The organism is Parendozoicomonas haliclonae, from assembly GCF_900174585.1.
Taxonomy (GTDB): Bacteria; Pseudomonadota; Gammaproteobacteria; order Pseudomonadales; family Endozoicomonadaceae; genus Sansalvadorimonas; species Sansalvadorimonas haliclonae.
Genome location: NZ_FWPT01000002.1, coordinates 529732 through 546756, shown reverse-complemented (window position 1 = coordinate 546756; position 17025 = coordinate 529732). Strand labels below are relative to the sequence as shown.

Annotated in this window: 9 protein-coding genes; 3 read left to right on the top strand and 6 right to left on the bottom strand. The window is 51.5% G+C overall.

Annotated features, from left to right (window positions below):
• Positions 1-16: 16 nt before the first annotated feature.
• The 5 genes from fliG to EHSB41UT_RS05605 form a co-directional block, all read right to left on the bottom strand.
• On the bottom strand, positions 17-1042 hold the full coding sequence (gene fliG / locus EHSB41UT_RS05625; RefSeq protein WP_087107644.1) for a flagellar motor switch protein FliG: 1026 nt from the start codon (positions 1040-1042) through the stop codon (positions 17-19).
• Positions 1043-1089: 47 nt separating this feature from the next.
• Complete coding sequence (gene fliF / locus EHSB41UT_RS05620; RefSeq protein WP_087107643.1) at positions 1090-2733, bottom strand: flagellar basal-body MS-ring/collar protein FliF; 1644 nt, start codon at positions 2731-2733, stop codon at positions 1090-1092.
• A 33-nt stretch (positions 2734-2766) separates the two neighbouring features.
• A complete protein-coding gene (gene fliE, locus EHSB41UT_RS05615) occupies positions 2767-3087 on the bottom strand; it encodes a flagellar hook-basal body complex protein FliE (protein ID WP_087107641.1) in 321 nt (106 codons plus the stop codon).
• Positions 3088-3120: 33 nt separating this feature from the next.
• A complete protein-coding gene (locus EHSB41UT_RS05610) occupies positions 3121-4464 on the bottom strand; it encodes a sigma-54-dependent transcriptional regulator (protein WP_087107640.1) in 1344 nt (447 codons plus the stop codon).
• A gap of 316 nt (positions 4465-4780) precedes the next feature.
• On the bottom strand, positions 4781-5683 hold the full coding sequence (locus tag EHSB41UT_RS05605) for an OmpA family protein (protein WP_165767160.1): 903 nt from the start codon (positions 5681-5683) through the stop codon (positions 4781-4783).
• A gap of 184 nt (positions 5684-5867) precedes the next feature.
• Between EHSB41UT_RS05605 and EHSB41UT_RS05600 the strand changes: the two genes are divergently transcribed.
• Entirely contained in the window at positions 5868-6875 is a 1008-nt protein-coding gene (locus EHSB41UT_RS05600) for a family 20 glycosylhydrolase (protein WP_087107637.1), read from the top strand.
• A gap of 13 nt (positions 6876-6888) precedes the next feature.
• On the opposite strand, the gene EHSB41UT_RS05595 is transcribed toward EHSB41UT_RS05600, so the two are convergent.
• Positions 6889-14937: a tetratricopeptide repeat protein gene (locus EHSB41UT_RS05595; protein ID WP_207626570.1), complete on the bottom strand. Its 8049-nt coding sequence runs from the start codon at positions 14935-14937 to the stop codon at positions 6889-6891.
• A 334-nt stretch (positions 14938-15271) separates the two neighbouring features.
• On the opposite strand from EHSB41UT_RS05595, the gene EHSB41UT_RS05590 reads away from it, so the two are divergent.
• The gene (locus tag EHSB41UT_RS05590; protein WP_087107632.1) at positions 15272-15772 is read left to right on the top strand and encodes an outer membrane beta-barrel protein; all 501 of its coding nucleotides are present in this window, start codon (positions 15272-15274) and stop codon (positions 15770-15772) included.
• 162 nt (positions 15773-15934) lie between these two features.
• Complete coding sequence (locus EHSB41UT_RS05585; RefSeq protein ID WP_087107630.1) at positions 15935-16993, top strand: ABC transporter ATP-binding protein; 1059 nt, start codon at positions 15935-15937, stop codon at positions 16991-16993.
• Positions 16994-17025 lie beyond the last annotated feature (32 nt).

Genomic DNA, 17025 nt, shown 5'->3' with positions numbered 1-17025 from the left:
TTCTTCCTGACGTCTGTTATTCGATCATCTCTTCATCCTGGGCACTCAGCTCAATCTCACCGGAGTCAGCCAGCTTTCGTGCAACATCAAGGATGTCCTGACGGGCTTTCTGAACCTGGCTGGCGCGTACGCTGCCAAGGTTATCAATATCGTTCTGCAGATAACGGGCGGTTCGTTTAGCCATATTGGCGAGTATCTTGCCCATCAGCTTGTCGGAAGCGCCCTTTAAACCCAGAGCCAGGGTTTCCTGAGGCACTTCAGTAATCACCTTGGCCAGGTTTTCATCGGTCAGCTTGGTCAGGTGCTCAAAGACAAACATCTGTTCTTCGATCTGATCGGCCAGTGTCGTATCACTACCTTTAAAGTGCTCAAGCAGCTGCCGGGCGGAGTTCTCATTCATCCTGTTCATCAGGTCAGCAACCTGCCGCAGGCCACCCACAGATTTGTTGTGGCTGGAGGTCATCTTGATCATGTTCTGATCGAACATCTCATTGAGCTCCTGCAGAATCGAAGGATGCAGTTCCTCCAACCGTGCAATACGGGACAGCAGCTCCTGATGGTTGGCTTCCGGCAGTCTCTGCAAGACCTGTGAAGCCTGCTCCGGTTCGAGATAGGCGAGCACAACAGCCTGTAATTGCGGATGCTCGTTGGCAATCATCTCGGCAATCATGGCCGTATCCATCCACTTGATCATTTCCAGTGACGTAGTGGTGCTTTCCTGACCAAAGACACTGTCGATCATGCTGTCTGCATCTTTGGCAGGCAGGGCTTTGTTCAGGCTGCGCTGCAGAAACTGTTTGGTGCCACCGAGCAGGCCGGACTCATAGCGATACTGGTGAAAGAACTGCCCGAGCACGCCCTGCACCTCATCCCTTTTCAGCGGTGGCATCTGCGCCATGGCCATAGTGACCTGTCGTATTTCCTGGGGACTCAGGTGTTTGAAAATTTCAGAGGCACCTTCCTCTCCAAGGCTGAGCATCAACACCGCAACATTTTGGGTGCCGGAGTTGGCCTGATCCTGAGATGCGTTCTGTTCACTCATAATGGTTCACTCATAATGGTTCGCTCATAACGGTTTACTCGTAATGGTTACTCGGAGGGGCTCATCCACATCTTTACAACCTGAGCAACGCGAGCCGGCTCCTTATCAACAAGTTTTCGGGCACTGACTAATTGGGTATCAAAGTCCGCCACTTCCGGCGGCAAAAGGGCCATGGATTCATCCAGATAAACTTCCTGACCATGAACGGTTTTAGGAGCAGCAAGAGCTTCCGGTGCCTGTACCAGTGGCGGTGGATTGGCAACCCGTTTCACCAGCGGGCGCAGCAAAAACATAATCACGGCAAAGCTCAGCAGACCGCCGATGGTGTAACGCAGGTAGGTAATAATTTGCGGCTGTTGCCACCATGGGATGACTGGCATCTCAACCACTTCCGGTTTCACAAAACCGGCCATATGAATGCTGATCTGATCCTGTCGTTCACTGTCGAAACCCACGGCATCCTGAACCAGCTGCTTTAGCTCGTTAGTATCGGGAGCAGCATCCTCGCCAAAAGCGTTTCGGTTCAGGATGACGGCAATACTCAGTCGTTTAACCTGACCCTGCTGCTGAGTCACTTTCCGAACAACCCGGTCGAGCTCGTAGTTACGGGTAAATTCTGTCTGGCCGTTGGCTTTATCGGCTTGAAGAGCTGCATTACCTTCGCCGGTATCCGGTGGCTGGTTACTGAGAGCGCCGGGAACACCGCCAACAGCTTCGGTGTCCGTGAGTGTCTGTTTGGAATATTCGCTGCGAATCACCCGGCGGTTTTCCGGGTCATACTCTTCAGAGGTCTGTTCTATACGATTGAAATCAACGTCAGCGGTTACCTGAACCCGGAAGTTGTCATGGCCAACAATCGGTTCCAGCAGGGTGCTGATACGGGTGGTGTAGTTACCTTCAATCTTGCGGGTGTAATCCAGCTGCTTGTTGGCAACACCAAAGCCACCGTCGTCCACATTCAGGTCCCGGGATAACAGATTGCCTTTCTGATCGACCACAGAAATATTGTCCCGGGGCAGGCCGGTTACGCTGCTGCTGATCAGGTTCACAATGGCTTCTACCTGCGAGCGCTCTAGACGATGACCAGGCAGAACCTCAACAAAGACTGAAGCCGCAGGCTTTTCGGTCTTACGGATAAACGAGCTTTTTTTGGGAATCGCCAGATGAACCCGGGCATTACGCACCGCTTTCATACTGATAATGGTGCGGGCCAGCTCTCCGGAAAGCCCCTGCTTATAACGCACATCTTCAACAAACTGGCTGGTGCCCAGCGACTGCTCCTCACCCATGATGTCCAGCCCCTGGGGCTGCTCAGGGGTAATACCAGATGAAGCCAGCTTGATACGCGCTTCGGCAAGGCGGGTGGAATCCACCAACACCTGACCGCTTTGTGGATGAATGCGGAATTTAACATTTTCCTGTCGTAAGACTTCGGTCACGCTGGAGACGTCGTACAGTTCCTGACTGCCATAAAGGGGCTGGTAGTCCGCATTCTGTGACCAGATAAACGAAACAATGCCCAGCGCCAGTGAACCAGCAAGGGTCACAATCAGCATCAGCTGTGAACGCGGGCTGTTGCGCAGCATTGTGACCAGCAGCTGGAGCATTTGTTTAGCCTTGCTTGGCTGCACAACGGTTTCTGCTTCAACAGCTCCCGCAACGGGCTTTACACTGGGTACAGAACTATCCATGTCTTACACCTTGTTGTTCTTTTTAAAGCAGTTTTAAACCTGCATACGCATCACTTCTTCGTAGGCGGATACCACCTTGTTCCGTACCTGCAGCAATGACTGGAATGACAGACTGGCTTTCTGGGAGGCAATCATTGCACCCAGAAGATCGGTGCTCTGGCCGGTCTCCACAGCTTCCATGCGATTGCCCGCATCAGCCTGCAGACTGTTCACATGGTCCAGCACCTTTTTCATAACTTCGCCAAAGCCGGGGGCATCGGTGCCGGCTGGCTGGTTAGCCATAATCTCCCGGCTGAGCGGGCTTTCCTGAAACAGCGACTGCACCTGATTGATGGACTGGGTCGAGATAGCCATGGTGTTATCTCCATTCGCTATGGATAAAAACCGTTAGAGCGAGTTCAGTACAGAGCTCGTCAAGGGTTGCTCCGAAGACTGCTCTGATGGATTGATGCCCGACCTGCGCATTTCGGACAGTTTGTTTCTTAAGGTTCGAGTCGTGATGCCCAGCACACGGGCTGTCTGCTCTCGCTTGCCTTGCTGCTGATTGAGTACGGAAATAATGTGGCGGTATTCGGCCTTACGACAGTGTTCTTCCAGACTTTCGCTGATGTCTGTTTCTGGCGTGAAGGCCTGACGAGAAAGCGACTGTGGCAGCATAAGATCCTGCCCCTGAATCTGAGGCTGCTGGCTGATCACCAAAGCGCGTTGAATGGTGTTCTCAAGTTCACGAACATTACCGGGCCAGCTGTAGTCTCGAAGACTTTGCTGTGCATCGCTGGATAGAGACTTCTGGCTGCCGGAGGCCTGCAAAAAATAATCGGCCAGTGGTAGGATATCGCCGCATCGCTCCCGAAGAGGGAGACAACGCAATGGGAAGACATTAAGGCGGTAGTAAAGGTCTTCCCGGAATTTTCCTTGTTTCACCAGCTCTTCAAGGTTCTGGTTAGTAGCGGCAATAATACGAATATCCAGCTTTACACTACGCTGGCTGCCTATTCGTTCCACTTCCCGTTCCTGCAGCACCCGCAGCAGTTTTGCCTGCAGATGTAGGGGCAGCTCACCAATCTCATCCAGAAACAAAGTGCTCTGGTTGGCCTGCTCAAACTTTCCGGGTCGGGCGGTATGGGCGCCGGTGAAGGCTCCTTTGGCATAGCCGAACAGTTCAGACTCCAGCAGGTTTTCGGGTATTGCAGCACAGTTGATAGCCACCATGGTTTGGGCACGGCGGGAGGAATGGCGATGGATAAACCCGGCCAGAACTTCTTTGCCGGTCCCACTTTCACCGGTAATCAGAGCGGTGGCCTCAGAGCGGGCAACCTGTTCGGCGACCTGATAAAGGTGCTGACTTTCAGGAGCCTGAGTGATCACGTTGTCCCGTCCGGCACTGCGTGCCAGAAGCTGGTCGTTCAGTTTCTGTAAGGAAGCTGTATCCAGAGGGCGGGAAAGATACTCCAGTGCGCCAGCCTTTATCAGCTGTACGGCTTCGGTGATATCGGGCGTAGCGGTGGTGAGAATAATGGCTGGAGCATGTGGACGGGAACAGATTTGCTCCAGAAAGTCTTGGGCAGAGAGATCGGACAAACCCAGATCGTAAACAATAATATCCGCCTGGAAGCTGGTTAACTGTTCCAGTGCGGCTTGCCCGGAGTTCACCGAGAGGGTTTTACAAGGCAGTGACTTCAGTGGGGCTATGCAGTTCTCTCCCACCAGAAGAACGCGGTAATCGTACATATCCCTGTATGATCCAATCGCTCAGGCGGCTTCTATAAAGCCGACAGCCCCCGCCATTATCAGCCCCGAATTCAGTCATCGCAGAGCAGCTGAGCGCCAAAATGCAGTGACTTGTCATGGGAATGAAATAAGACAAGGAAATATAAAAAGTTTTTATTTATTCACCTTTGAAATATAGGAGAAGAAGAAACAGCCATAACTTACTGAAATAGATCGTTTTGCTATTTAAAAGCGAATATCTATTTCAATTTTGATTATCAGACGACGGATTTCCGGCAGAAGTGCCGTATTAAGGGGCATAGTTGCAAAAGGAAAATCAGGGAGAGAAGAACGAATCCTGATCGGGAGGCGTATTCTGCTTGATCAGCCGGATCTCCACCCGCCGGTTCTGGGCGCGGCCATAGTTGGTATTGTTTGAGGCTATGGGGTAACGCTCGGCATGGTAGCGAAGAATAATTTTATCCTCCGGTACCCCTAAATACTTCAGGTACTCGGCAACATTGTCTGCCCGATCCTTGGCAATCTTCAGATTGTCGAGATGGTGGCCGTGGCTGTCGGTATGGCCATCGATATGAACCTCTGTGATCTCTTTATCGGTGCGGACATACATGGCCAGATTGTTAAGGGTGTCGGAATAGCTGGGTTGTGGGCGGTTCTTACCACTGCTGAACTGCACTCTCACAAGACTGACCTGATCATAGCTGGCAGGCAGCAGCTGGTTTCGGCAACCCTGGAAGTCCAGAGCTGGCTGATGAATCCCGGCATTACTGAGAGTGATATGCCGGGTCTTCTGATTCAAGGTCAGAGCCAGCTGTGCCCAGTTGCCACTTTGCAGACCCGCCAGCAAGGGCTCTGTACCGCTGTTCATATAAGGTTGGGCAGGGCTGATATCACCACTGCCCAGAGGTTCTATATCATCCTTGTTTTGCCAGGGAGCCGCGAGCCGGGAGACGGCCAGAGAGCCGCTGCTGCTCTTGTCACCTTCAACCAGCGTGATAGCCAGCGGATAACCGGCCCGGGCAACAAACTCTACATAGCCATTATTCAGAGGCTGACGCAGCTGGCAGGAAAATTTATCGCCGGATGCCTGCCACTGCGTCTGGTCAATATCCACCAGTTGAGCCAAGGCACTGTTTGAGGAAATGAGACCAAGCAAAGAGCCAATAACAAGGCTTTTTCTGAGAGCGTTTTGTGGTGTGAACTGACTTCTGTACATCATCCCGTCCTGCTGGGAACAACTATTGAATACCTTTTCCTTACTGAATAGCAGATCGGCTACGCTTTGGGTATGTGAACAGTTCAGTCTGACAAAAACTGATAAAAAACAAATGGTTAAGTTGTTTTGTTGGCTGTGTTCAGGGATTTTTCCAATGTTGGCCGTACGATGTACAAAGGAATGACGCATGGGGCTGCTGGATAATATCTTAACGCCGGATGGTGGTGACTGGGGCGGCGCGCCATGGCGCATTCTTCACTTGGTTGGCTACACCAAGCCCGATGCTCTGAAGGATTTGGGCAAGCGTTTGAAAACCCTCTCCCGGCTTGGGGTCAACAATATCCTGCTGGCTGTGGATTTCGAGTTTAATTACCAGTGTGATCCTGATCTGCGTCGTGGTGAGGGCTATATCGGCAAAGAGGAAGCGCAGGCGTTTGTTGAGCTGGCTCGTCAGCACGATATCAACGTTATCCCTCAGTTTCACTGCATCAGCCACCAGTCTTGGAATGAGCATACCTTTCCACTACTCACCAAATATCCCCAGTTTGATGTAACTCCGGGTCAGTACCCTGATAATGAAGGTATTGAATCCCGGGAGTGGGACCCGACCAACCCTGAGCTTTACCCCATTTTGTTTGCCATTTTTGATGAATTAATTGAGGCCTTTGATTCCAAAGCCTTCCATATCGGTATGGATGAAATCTTTCTGCTGGGCAGTCGCAAAGCTGTTTATAAGAAGGATATGGATTGCGCCGAAGCCTTTGCCGAAGGCATTAACCGTCTCTATCAACACTTGAATGGAGAGCGGCAGCAGGAAGTGATGATGTGGGGCGATCGGCTGATTGATGGGAAAGCCCATCCACTGGGTATTTCCTTCTCGTCCCGGGATGGTTTAAGTGAGGCTATCCGCTCCATTCCCAAAGAGATGATTATCTGCGATTGGCAGATGGAACGTCGCAAAGACTATGAAACCATGGCTGAGTTTGTTGAAGAAGGCTTCCGGGTGTTGCCGGTCAGCTGGAAAGATACCGGCGCGATAGAAGACTCTCTGCGTTACAGTACACTTATCAACAGCCCGAATATCCTCGGTCGTATCTTTACCACCTGGCGGGAAGAACAGGGCCGGCCAGACCAATACTCTCCTCTGCATGAAGGCGTCAAGCTCATCAAAATGTACAACGACGGTAAAAAATAAAGTGTCTTCTCACTTATTCGTAACGTCGTTCATCCTTTTTAAAGAGGGGAGCAAAACGTGATGACGCACGCTCTTCTGAATGATTGACTGCACCTGCACAATCCAGCAGCTTTTGCAGTAACTCCGGACAGCTGTACTGTTGAGCAATATAGGCCACGGTAAACTCCAGTAACTCGGCCAGCTGTTGTCTTTGCTGCCTACCGGCATCCCCCAGAATATAAGGATCAATCTGCATCAGCCGTTGCATATGGGCCCGTAAGTCCGGATTGCTGTTAAAGGCGGTTAGTGTCGCGATCGCATTATCAATCGGGTTGCCCCGTGATTCAGGCGTCAGATGCTGAGCCCAGGTTTGTTGAGTTGTAGGGTGAGAGCCGTTGCTGTTTAAGCGCGCTGGCCTTGAGCGATCATCAGTACTCTGTGGTGTCAGCCCTAATCTTTGAGAGGGTAAAGGTCTCTCTTTTGGCTCATGACTTTCGTAGGTGAAACTCAGCAGATGCTTTGCCGGCTGTTTGTCCTTCCGCTTTTTTTCACGGCGGTGTGAGGCTCTTTCTGACCGGGTTTGTGTCAGCGATAAGTCCGAAGACTGTGGTCTGCTAACCGGACGCGCTTTGACTGGGGTTGGTTGCCGTTCAAGAGTCGTCTTATCATGAGCAGCATTCAGACGATAGTAGCGATCCAGCAATGGCTTAATGGCCTGATCCTGCTCGCCACTCAGGTCTCTGACCAGCTGATGGATTTCCTCGCTCAATGCAGCACCGGGCTCCAGTCGTATCAATCTCTCGGATAACCGGTTGATTCGGCTTTGGCGGGCAATCATCGGAGGTATCTTGGCTCTGATCTCTTCATTGCTCGAACCCGCCAGCCGGCCCCAATGAATATCGGCTTTATCCTGCCGCCCCTGGCGCTGATAGAACTCGGCAAATGCCAGTACTCTGTCTTCTGAATTATCAGACAGTTGAATGGTTAACTGATGAAGCTGCTCACAGGCTTGCAGGCGCTCATCAGCATTCATGGTCGGCTTTTGTTCAAGATCGTCGGTAAGCTGGGCAATAAATTGTTCAGCCTCTCGCCTGATTTGCGGCAATTGCAACCACTCCTGAGCCAAATCATTAAACAACAATGGTTGAAGCTCCTGATAAAGCCAGAGTGTTTCCTGTGGGTTTATCGAATACTCATCCGATGGTTTATGACTCTTGTAAAAACGACGGCGTAGAATCTCATAATCAAGAATCTGTTCCTGCTGATAAACCACTTTCAGCAAAGCATCATCAATCCCAACATCAGGGTGTTGGGTATGGTGCAGGCGCAAGGCTTGTTTGTGTTCTTCCAGTTTTTGAAGAGGCAGGTTGTGGCGCTCTGTTGCCGTCATCATCTGCAGCTCGAAAACCTGTTGTTTAAAAGCGTACGCCTTCAGGCTGTCCTCGTAGTGCTCCTCAAGCCGGGTTACGCGGGTAGAAATTTTGAACTGCAGCGACTCTCCGGTTCTCTTGCTTTCCTGCGCTTTAACCAGTCCCTTTATCTGCTCGTCTATATCCTTAGGGTCAACCAGGTTGCCAAGGTCTTTGGTATTTACGCTATTCAGCTTCTGCTCGCACTCATTAATCTTTCTCCGAATATGCTTGCTGTAAATCTCGGAGAGGTGACTGCTTAAAGCCGCATGTTGGTGGTGTGAGTTGGGTGTGCTCTGGAGCAGCTGTGTTGCAGAAGCCCATTCATCCGATCCGTAACGGATGGATTTATCCCGGTACAGAGTCTGCAATTGTTTTGCAAACTGTGCCGGGTAATCCCACATTTCATCTAGTGTATTGCGATCAGAGCCTGACAAGCCCGGCTGAGAGTCAACCCTGTCCCTATCGGAGAATTTCCGGATAAGCTGCCGAGACAGTTCCAGTTTTTCCTGTCCCTCTTCGGCCTCATGCCACTGATCGACCATCGCAAACAGGCTGACTGATTGTGCCATTTGGGTGAGTTGTCGTGTTTGTTGGATAATATCCGTGCGTTTGTCTTTGAGATTGAAGTCGTCACACTTTCTCATCCAGAAGTTCAGGCGGTTTAACAAGACCCGATAGTTGGTTTGCTCCAGCTCTGCCTGTGTACGGATAGCACCCATATCGATAAACAGAGAATGACTGTCACGGAATAGTTCATCAATAATCTCTTCCGGATTTTGGCCGGCCACTTCATAAAGGGTTTGCAGTTCAGTCATCAGCTGATCGAGAGCCGGAAGCAGTGTGGCTGCCATACTGCTCCTCTGACCCTTCAGTTTTTCCAGAATATCGGGAATATTCTCCGGTATCTGCTGCGCCATGGTCCGGCAGATATTGATAGCCAGCGCAGGCAGGGAAAATGAAGCTTGCTCAAGCACCTGATCAAGGATATCCAAAAGAATATCCGCCGGCAGGCTGACCATCTGCGTGCTGCAACGCTGTTGTAAAGCGTTGAGAATAATACTGTTGGCCTGCTTCCGGATTCCTTTCCCATCCTCATTGTTGTTGTACAAAATACAGAGCGTATCGGTGCTCAGACCCTGCAGACAATGTTCTGGAATATCCTGATTGAGCAAGTCTAACCAGAGACTTGTTTCGTTTTCCTCCAGCAACTTTTGGCCCAGTGCTCTGGCTGTTTGGGCTGGCAGCATCCGAAGCAGAGGACGCTTAAGACCAGCCTCATCAATCATATTCAGGAAAGGGTGTAAAAACGCTTCAGGCAGAGCCGGGTTATGGCTGGTTAAATCCTGGATAACCTCAATAACCAGAGGCAGAGCACAACCTTCGGTCTGCAGTGCCGGAACCATAATGGCTTTGACGACTTTGGTTTTCTGATCATCTTTAGTCAGAATCATTTGGGAAATATGAAAGCAGGTGGCAGATTTCAACACGGAAGGAACTGGCAACTGCTTGATCGACATAAACCGCACCAGAACCTGAAGCAGCTCCATCTGTCCGGCATCGACTGCGGCATTCATGGCGGACTGCAAAGTGAGCTGGAAGGTTTTGGACTGAAAGCTCATGGCTGTTTTGGATTGCGCCTTCAAAGACGTCTTTAACTGCTCGACCACAAGCCCAATCCACTCCTGATCAAGAGGTGGTATCAGGGCTGCTTCCAGCTCCGCTGTCAGAACTTTTTCACACGCATTGGGTTGTGCATGACCGGCGGTTATCCACTCAAGCGCTTTGGTATAGTCCGCCGGTTTGCTATGGAGGTAGAACTGACGCATTTGCTGGCTGGCAGTTATTGCAGATGAACCACTCAGCACATCCTCTTTCCGCTCTTCGATGGTCTGAATAAGCCTGTCTGTCAGACTCACAGCGGCCTGATCCTGCTTTCCTGTTGTCGTGTGCTGGCTTTGGCTCTGATCAAGTAACAACAGTAATTTGGAAACCGGTTGCTGCGCCAGACAGGAAGGCGCACCACGGGAATGCAGCTGCTCCAGCTCAAGAATTAACGAGCAATCAAGAGGGCGCTGAACCAACAGCAGGTTGATGATGGTGGCGAGTTGTTCAGTCTCCAGACCGTGAAGCTGATCGTGCTGTTTTAATGTGGTCAGTAACTGCAATGCCCATGTCGTTTGAATCGGCTGTTGTTCCAGGGCTGTTCCCAGAGCCTGGATGAGCAATGCAGGCAGATGGTCTGCGGTTGTCGATTGTTCCAGCCAACGGAAAGCGGTTTCACATTGCTGCGCATTATTTTTAATTAACTGCTCGGTAACCTGACGACAATGTTCTGATGTCTTCAGGTCTGGACATATCTTCATCAGCTTCTGAATGCTTTTCTCGGTTTGAGCCGTTATCGGAGCAGACAGCCAGGAATCCAGTTTGGCTTTTGCCAGTTCGGCCGGTAATGCCTTATGAGTGTCAGCACCAGAACCATTTGCGCCATTCACCTTGCCCTGCAGGCGTTGTCTCAGCTTTCCAGCCGCTTTGGATAGGGGGCTGTTACTGGTCTGAAAACCTTCCTCAAGTTCGAGAATATCGAGATGATTCAGCAACAGCGAAAGATCAGGATGAGCCTGCAGGAAATGCCACTCATCAGGATTTTTACTGTCAGCGAGCTTACTGATCAGCTTGCCAAGGTTTAGCTGATCGTTGTCGTTCAGGCTGAGCTTCAAAGTTATTAAGCGGAATATTGCCAGTGGCGATTGGCCAGCTGCAGCAACGGCCTCGGCATGGGTGACTTTATCCAGATAAGCGATCATGGACCGGGCTTCCGGATTGTTTTTTATCCAGGGGGCAGTCAGCAAGGCTCTGGCTTTTTCGGGCTTATTTCTGCGTATGGCTTCCATGGCCTGATGCACGATTGCCGGTGCCGAGCAGAATGAAGCGGCACGCTTTAATAGCCCAGGCTCTGTGGGTGTAAGAAATGCCAGCAGACACAAACCATCCGGGTCAGGCGTTGCGGCCTCTTTGAGAGGAGCAAGGTGATGTCTGGCTCTATCGGTATTGCCCTTGGACAGCGACAGTGCAGCCAGACAGGTATTGGCTGTTGTCATTCCTTTAGCGGCCATCTTCTTCAAGGTCGCGGGGAGGGTAGAGTGCTTCTCGGTGCCACAGAAAACCTGCATCTGGCAGAACAGCAGACCGCCGGCATCGATAGGAATCGGAAGATTACCCAGAAAGATCTTCTGCACTTCCTGATAATTCCCTTTCACGAACTCGGTCATGCACTTGCGCAGCCCTTGATTCATCCTGTACTGGCCGGAACGGCCATTGCTGTAGCGGGCGACAATGGCTTCATCATGAATAAAGCCCAGATCACAGAGAACGGCGGTTAAAACATGCACATCGGTATTATTTTCCGGCCCGTGATTTTCAATCACGTTCAGCGTCTTCTGAAAAGTTGAAAGACCGGTGTGTTCAGGGCCGGAGGCAAACAGCCTCTGCATACGCTTTTTGTCACCCTGAGGCGGTTCCGGCTTGCAGGGCTTTATGGACTTCATCGCCTGCAGTAAAGCTAACGGAGCTGTCAGGTTGAGTCGTATCAGATCCATCATAATGGTTGCCGCCATGGGCAGGATGGAAAGGGAGCCAGTAGCCAGCGCACAACACAGGGCTTCATGGATAAAGGCCCGCAGTTTCGCTTGGCCAGTATCTCGCGGGTCTGTGCTGATCAGTGCTTGCAGAATCAGTTCACTGATGGCGTGGTGATCGCCCATCCGCATCAGTTCTTTGGCCTGATTCAGTGATTCTTTGGTGAGAGGTATATGTTGTTGATCTTCCAGCAAGGTATGACGGATGGCGGCCATCTCCCTTTCCTGGACCCAGCGTTGTTTATCTTCACTCTCTGGCGCACGCAGCAGCCAGATTTGGAAGCTGACCGCATCACTACGAGCCCAGGCATAAATGGCTGCCGGTAAAAAGGCATCGTCATGGTTCTGTTCTGTGGCCATGGCGAAGTAATCACCAGCTGCATCGGGCAGATTCAAGTGGTGACAGCAAAGGCCCATCAGATAATAAATCCGTCCACACAGTTCCGGATGTTCTGCACGGTTGCTGGCAGAGGAACAGAAGTTATGAATCATCACCGCCAGATTCTGTTGATGCTTTTGCAGCTTGGCTGTTGGCAAAGTACAGTTTTTAACTGGAATATCGATATCATTCAGCTGCCGGCTCAATTGGTCAGGGTTGCAGGCTGTTTTAGATAGGCAACTCGCTCCAGAGTGGCGTGCTTTGTTGCCATAACATAAGCCCAGTTGTCCGGAGGAAAGCCCAAGCCGATCGGGAATATGCACGCTCTGGGAGAGGCGACCCAAAGGTGTACGCTTTATTGTCAGGGAGATTTCATGGGCTCCCACAGATTCTATGGCGCTAATTAATTGCTGCCGGTAAAGCTCTGAGACCAGTGGCATCTCATGCCATTGGTCTTCGTCGGTCTGTGTCGTGTTTTCATTGTGCAGGCGACGTTCAATATGAGCCAACTCGCTGTTCATACCCTGGCTTTTCAGGCATTGAACCAGAGCCTGGCCATGTTCCTTCTCACCACTCAGCCAGTAACAGCAACGGGTTAACAGCAGTTGCTCGTTGGGATTTTTGGAGCTGACGGCCATCTGCACCAACAGAGCACAAACACCAGCAATCCCGGGTTCCTGCCGCAGGCTCAGACACTCTCTTTCTGTGGCCTGACTGACAAGCAGAGAAACCAGTCGGTCCGTCGAGATATCTTGAAGGGTACAGCTAAGATTGGTGATTAAATCCAGAGCCCGAAATGCGCAGGCAGTATTGATCTGTTCTTCCGGCTGCTCAAGCCGCAGATCTTTTTGATCGTTCAGGTATTGCTGTAAAAGCAAAGCTTCTGGAGTAATCAGTTGCGGCTCAGTACTGAGGCACTTACGGGCGTTTCTATTTTTGTTTTGCTCAATGGACTTACGGCAGAGCAGTAATCGGGCGCGGGTGCTGCCTTCATCACCAAGCGTCACCAGTCGTCCGGTTGTTTCCTGCTGGGTGCAGCGACCAATGTTGTAGTGCTCAAAGCTCTCATTGGCATCTTTATAGGTGCGGGGCAGTTCCCGAAAGGTGAGATAACCATCCGCCGGAAAACCATCCTGAAGCCGGCAGTGCATTAATTCACAGGCGGCACCATCAACCTGCATGGCAATAGCCCGGTCGTGGTACCAGTTTTGGCGGGCTTGTGCCGCAGGGTCCTGTGCAGCCTCTTCCCGAGCGAAATAACCCAGCATCACCGCTGCTGGCCCGTAGTCTTTAGCTAAGGCCTGATTGAACAGCTGTCTGGCCCGGGCTTTATCGACAGAAACACCAATACCAAAGGCATAGGTGACGCCGACCCAATAAATCGCATCGGCCTGATCCTGAGCCAGCATTCGCTTTCTGGCCTGTTCTTCCTGACCGGATTCGGGGATGCCCATAAGCATCATCAGGTCATGGCAGAGCCGCCCTCGAGCATAAATCGTTCTTCCGGCAGGTGTGATGCTTCTGGAATCTACGGAATTGAGTGATTCATGAAAGCTTCGGGTAATGGACAGCAGGCTTGAGGGAACCGGTGGCAGATTCATAGCTTTCAAAAATGGCAGCTGTGTGGCCTTTAAACGCTGATGTTCTGCCTCCAGAGCAATGCGAATATCTTTGTACATCCGGGCAACTTCCAGCGGCCGGAGGTTGCAGGAGTATCTGTTAATCTCTTCGGCTGTGCTGTTTTCCTTGCTCCAGCCGGTCAGTTGTATGGCACGAACAACTTTGGCGGCCACACTGCCATAGGCCAGAGCCTGCTCGTTGTAACAGGTGCCCAGAGCAAAGCTTTGCTTAAGGCCATTGCCTCCCTGGGAGTAAGCCATACCCAACAGCGCAAGGCAGTGAGGATCACCCGCCAGAGCCGCTTCCCGAGTCAGCTCAATTGCTTTGGTAACGGATTCAGTATCACCGGGGTGCTTGTATTGATGGATCTGGTCTCTGGCCTGGTTGGCCAGACAGTAAGTGTGAAACTCTCTGGCCGGCTCAAAGCCTTGTTGCAAAGCTTTTTGGAAATACTGCTGTGCCTCCTGTGTTTGCTCATCGCGCAAACAGAAACGACCAACAAGATATTGCCCACCGGGATGCCCGGCAGCGCAACTGGCACGAAAATGGCGAAGGGCATTGGCTTTATTGCAATCCCAGCATGTCATGCCTTTGATAAGTTCACAGACACCTTTATTGTCTGATTCTTTATTTAAATCTGGCATGTGGGAAAACTGAGCGCTGACCATCACGCAATAGCCTTCTATGGCTTTGGCCTGTTCCTCATCTCCCGTAAGAAGCAGAGTCAGAGCCTGCATGGCGAAACTCTGGAGCTGCCGGTTTAATTCCTGTCGCTCGATTTGAGGCGTACAAAATAAAGCGACCAGTCGAACGGTAGCGATTCGGCACTTTTCCAGTTCGGTCAGTCCGGGCGGGTTATAGGCTGCCAACCGGTCCAGCACTTTCTGAGATTGTTTGCTGGTGAGCCATTGGGTGCACTGGCTCATCACCACGTTTAATGGTTCTTCGTGAGCCGTAGTCTGGTCGGGTGAGCAGGGTTCGGTGCTCCGTTGTTGGAGGTCAGTATGAGGCCGAGGGGCATGTTCACCATTGGGCATGTGCCGGGGGCTGCTGGGTTCTGGCTGGCCATCCCGACGTGTAATAAACCCTTCTCTCGTTTGGTCTTGACCGTGTACTGACTCCATATCCCGCATCCTGCCCCAAGTGCTGTAAAGCGCCTTAGAGCATAAACACGGTGAGACTGTTCTATGGGGCTAACCGATTTGTCAGCAGGCAGGACCTGTTTGACAGGATAACCGGACGGCATAACAGGTTGCGTGGCAGCTTCCCCGCCCTATAATCCAAGCCTTCCGCCGGGCTGGGTATTCTCGTGATTGTTTATTGGGGGATGCCTGTTGGATGTGGCCCGGTATAAGAACCAAAAGGTTAAAAATGAAAAAGACTCTTCTGGCGCTGGCCTTCCTGTCTGCCTCTTCCGCTTCTTTCGCAGACTCCTGGTTGTATGGCGGCGTATCTGTGGGCCAGTCCGACTTTGATGGTAAGGACGAAACGGCTTACAGCGTGCACGTAGGCACCGGCATTCTGCCCTTTATCGGTGTGGAAGGCGGTTATACCAATCATGGACGCTTTGATATTAGTAATGTGAAGGGTGGTGGTGATGTCTCCCTGGATTCCACCTATGCAGCCATCAAGCCAAGCTGGAACTTTGGTGATCTGCAGGTTTATGCCAAGGGTGGCGTGCACCGCTGGACTCTGGATGCCAGCCAGACCAGCCGCTTCAAGAACGATGATGGCTACGATGTGATGTGGTCTGTCGGTGCGGATATGGAAGTGTTTGGTCCATTCGCGCTGGGCGCGAACTACACCAACTACAAGATGGATGGTGAGGATGTCGGTTCCTACAACCTGACCGCCACCCTGCACTTCTTCTAATTAAGGGCTTCTTCTAATCAAAGCAGTACCTTGATTTAGCGGGTTGCCAGCGGTGCTGGCAGTCCTTGCTTTCATATTTTCTAAACAAATACGTCATAAAACCATCATCCGGCGCTGGCAGTCTATTTCATTAAAAATAATGAACTGCACAGCGCCTTTTTTATGTCCTCAAGTCTTTCTGTTTCTGCTGTTACCGCTGGTTATGATGCTGCTCCCATTTTGAAAGATATCTCCTTTGATATTCAGCGCGGCGAGTTTGTTGCGCTGCTGGGCCCTTCCGGTTGTGGCAAAACAACACTGTTGCAGGTGTTAAGCGGTTTTTTGCCTGTGCAGTCTGGTCAGATTTTCGTAGGTGATCAGGAGATAACCCGTCAGCCTCCAGAACGGCGGGATATGGCTATGGTGTTTCAGTCCTATGCGCTGTGGCCTCATATGACGGTGTTCCAGAATATTGCCTATGCCTTGAAGCTGCGGCGTATGGATAAAACCGCTATCGCGCAGCGTGTGCAAGAGATGCTGGAGCTGGTGAACCTTGAAGGTTATGAACACCGCCCGGTTACGGCCTTATCTGGTGGGCAGCGCCAGCGGGTCGCTCTGGCCAGGGCCTTGGCTGTGCAGCCTTCCATTCTTCTTCTCGATGAACCTCTTTCCAATCTTGACGCCCGTGTTCGGGCCGTGGTGCGCCATGAGATCAAGAGTCTGCAGAAGAAACTCGGTTTTACTGCGGTGATGGTGACCCATGATCAGGAAGAGGCCATGTCCATGGCTGATCGAATCATTATTTTGAATCAGGGGCGCATTGAACAAGCGGGTTCTCCCCAGGAGTTATACCGCAATCCTCAAACATCATTTGTTGCGGATTTTATGGGCGCGGATAACCGGCTGAGCGGCTTAGTCCGGCAATCCTACGACGGGCTGCATCTCTATCTTGGAGAGCATTGCGAGCCTGTTGTTCTGAACTCTCCTTTAGATGAGGGCGCTGTTGATGTGCGCTTCCGCAGTGAAGAGATTCAATTGAGTACCGATGCTTCTGCCTCAGGCCTGAGGGGGGAAGTTCTGCAGAATGCTTATCTTGGCCAGAGCTACCGTCATACGGTTCAGCTGGGTGAGACCACCTGTCTTATTGATCACCCGGAGCCTCTGGCGGAAGGCACTCATGTCTCTGTCACGCTTCCGGCTGATGTACTCCATATCTTTCCTGCGCGAAAACAGGCGGCCTGATGACTACCTATAAGTACTCGATCAGCAGTCTT

Excerpts from the sequence above, each read along its gene's own strand:
- EHSB41UT_RS05585 (WP_087107630.1), top strand. The coding sequence starts at position 15,935 with ATGTCCTCAAGTCTTTCTGTTTCTGCTGTTACCGCTGGTTATGATGCT.
- EHSB41UT_RS05605 (WP_165767160.1), bottom strand. The coding sequence starts at position 5,683 with ATGATGTACAGAAGTCAGTTCACACCACAAAACGCTCTCAGAAAAAGC.
- fliG (WP_087107644.1), bottom strand. The coding sequence starts at position 1,042 with ATGAGTGAACAGAACGCATCTCAGGATCAGGCCAACTCCGGCACCCAA.
- EHSB41UT_RS05590 (WP_087107632.1), top strand. The coding sequence starts at position 15,272 with ATGAAAAAGACTCTTCTGGCGCTGGCCTTCCTGTCTGCCTCTTCCGCT.
- fliE (WP_087107641.1), bottom strand. The coding sequence starts at position 3,087 with ATGGCTATCTCGACCCAGTCCATCAATCAGGTGCAGTCGCTGTTTCAG.
- EHSB41UT_RS05610 (WP_087107640.1), bottom strand. The coding sequence starts at position 4,464 with ATGTACGATTACCGCGTTCTTCTGGTGGGAGAGAACTGCATAGCCCCA.
- EHSB41UT_RS05595 (WP_207626570.1), bottom strand. The coding sequence starts at position 14,937 with ATGCCCAATGGTGAACATGCCCCTCGGCCTCATACTGACCTCCAACAA.
- EHSB41UT_RS05600 (WP_087107637.1), top strand. The coding sequence starts at position 5,868 with ATGGGGCTGCTGGATAATATCTTAACGCCGGATGGTGGTGACTGGGGC.
- fliF (WP_087107643.1), bottom strand. The coding sequence starts at position 2,733 with ATGGATAGTTCTGTACCCAGTGTAAAGCCCGTTGCGGGAGCTGTTGAA.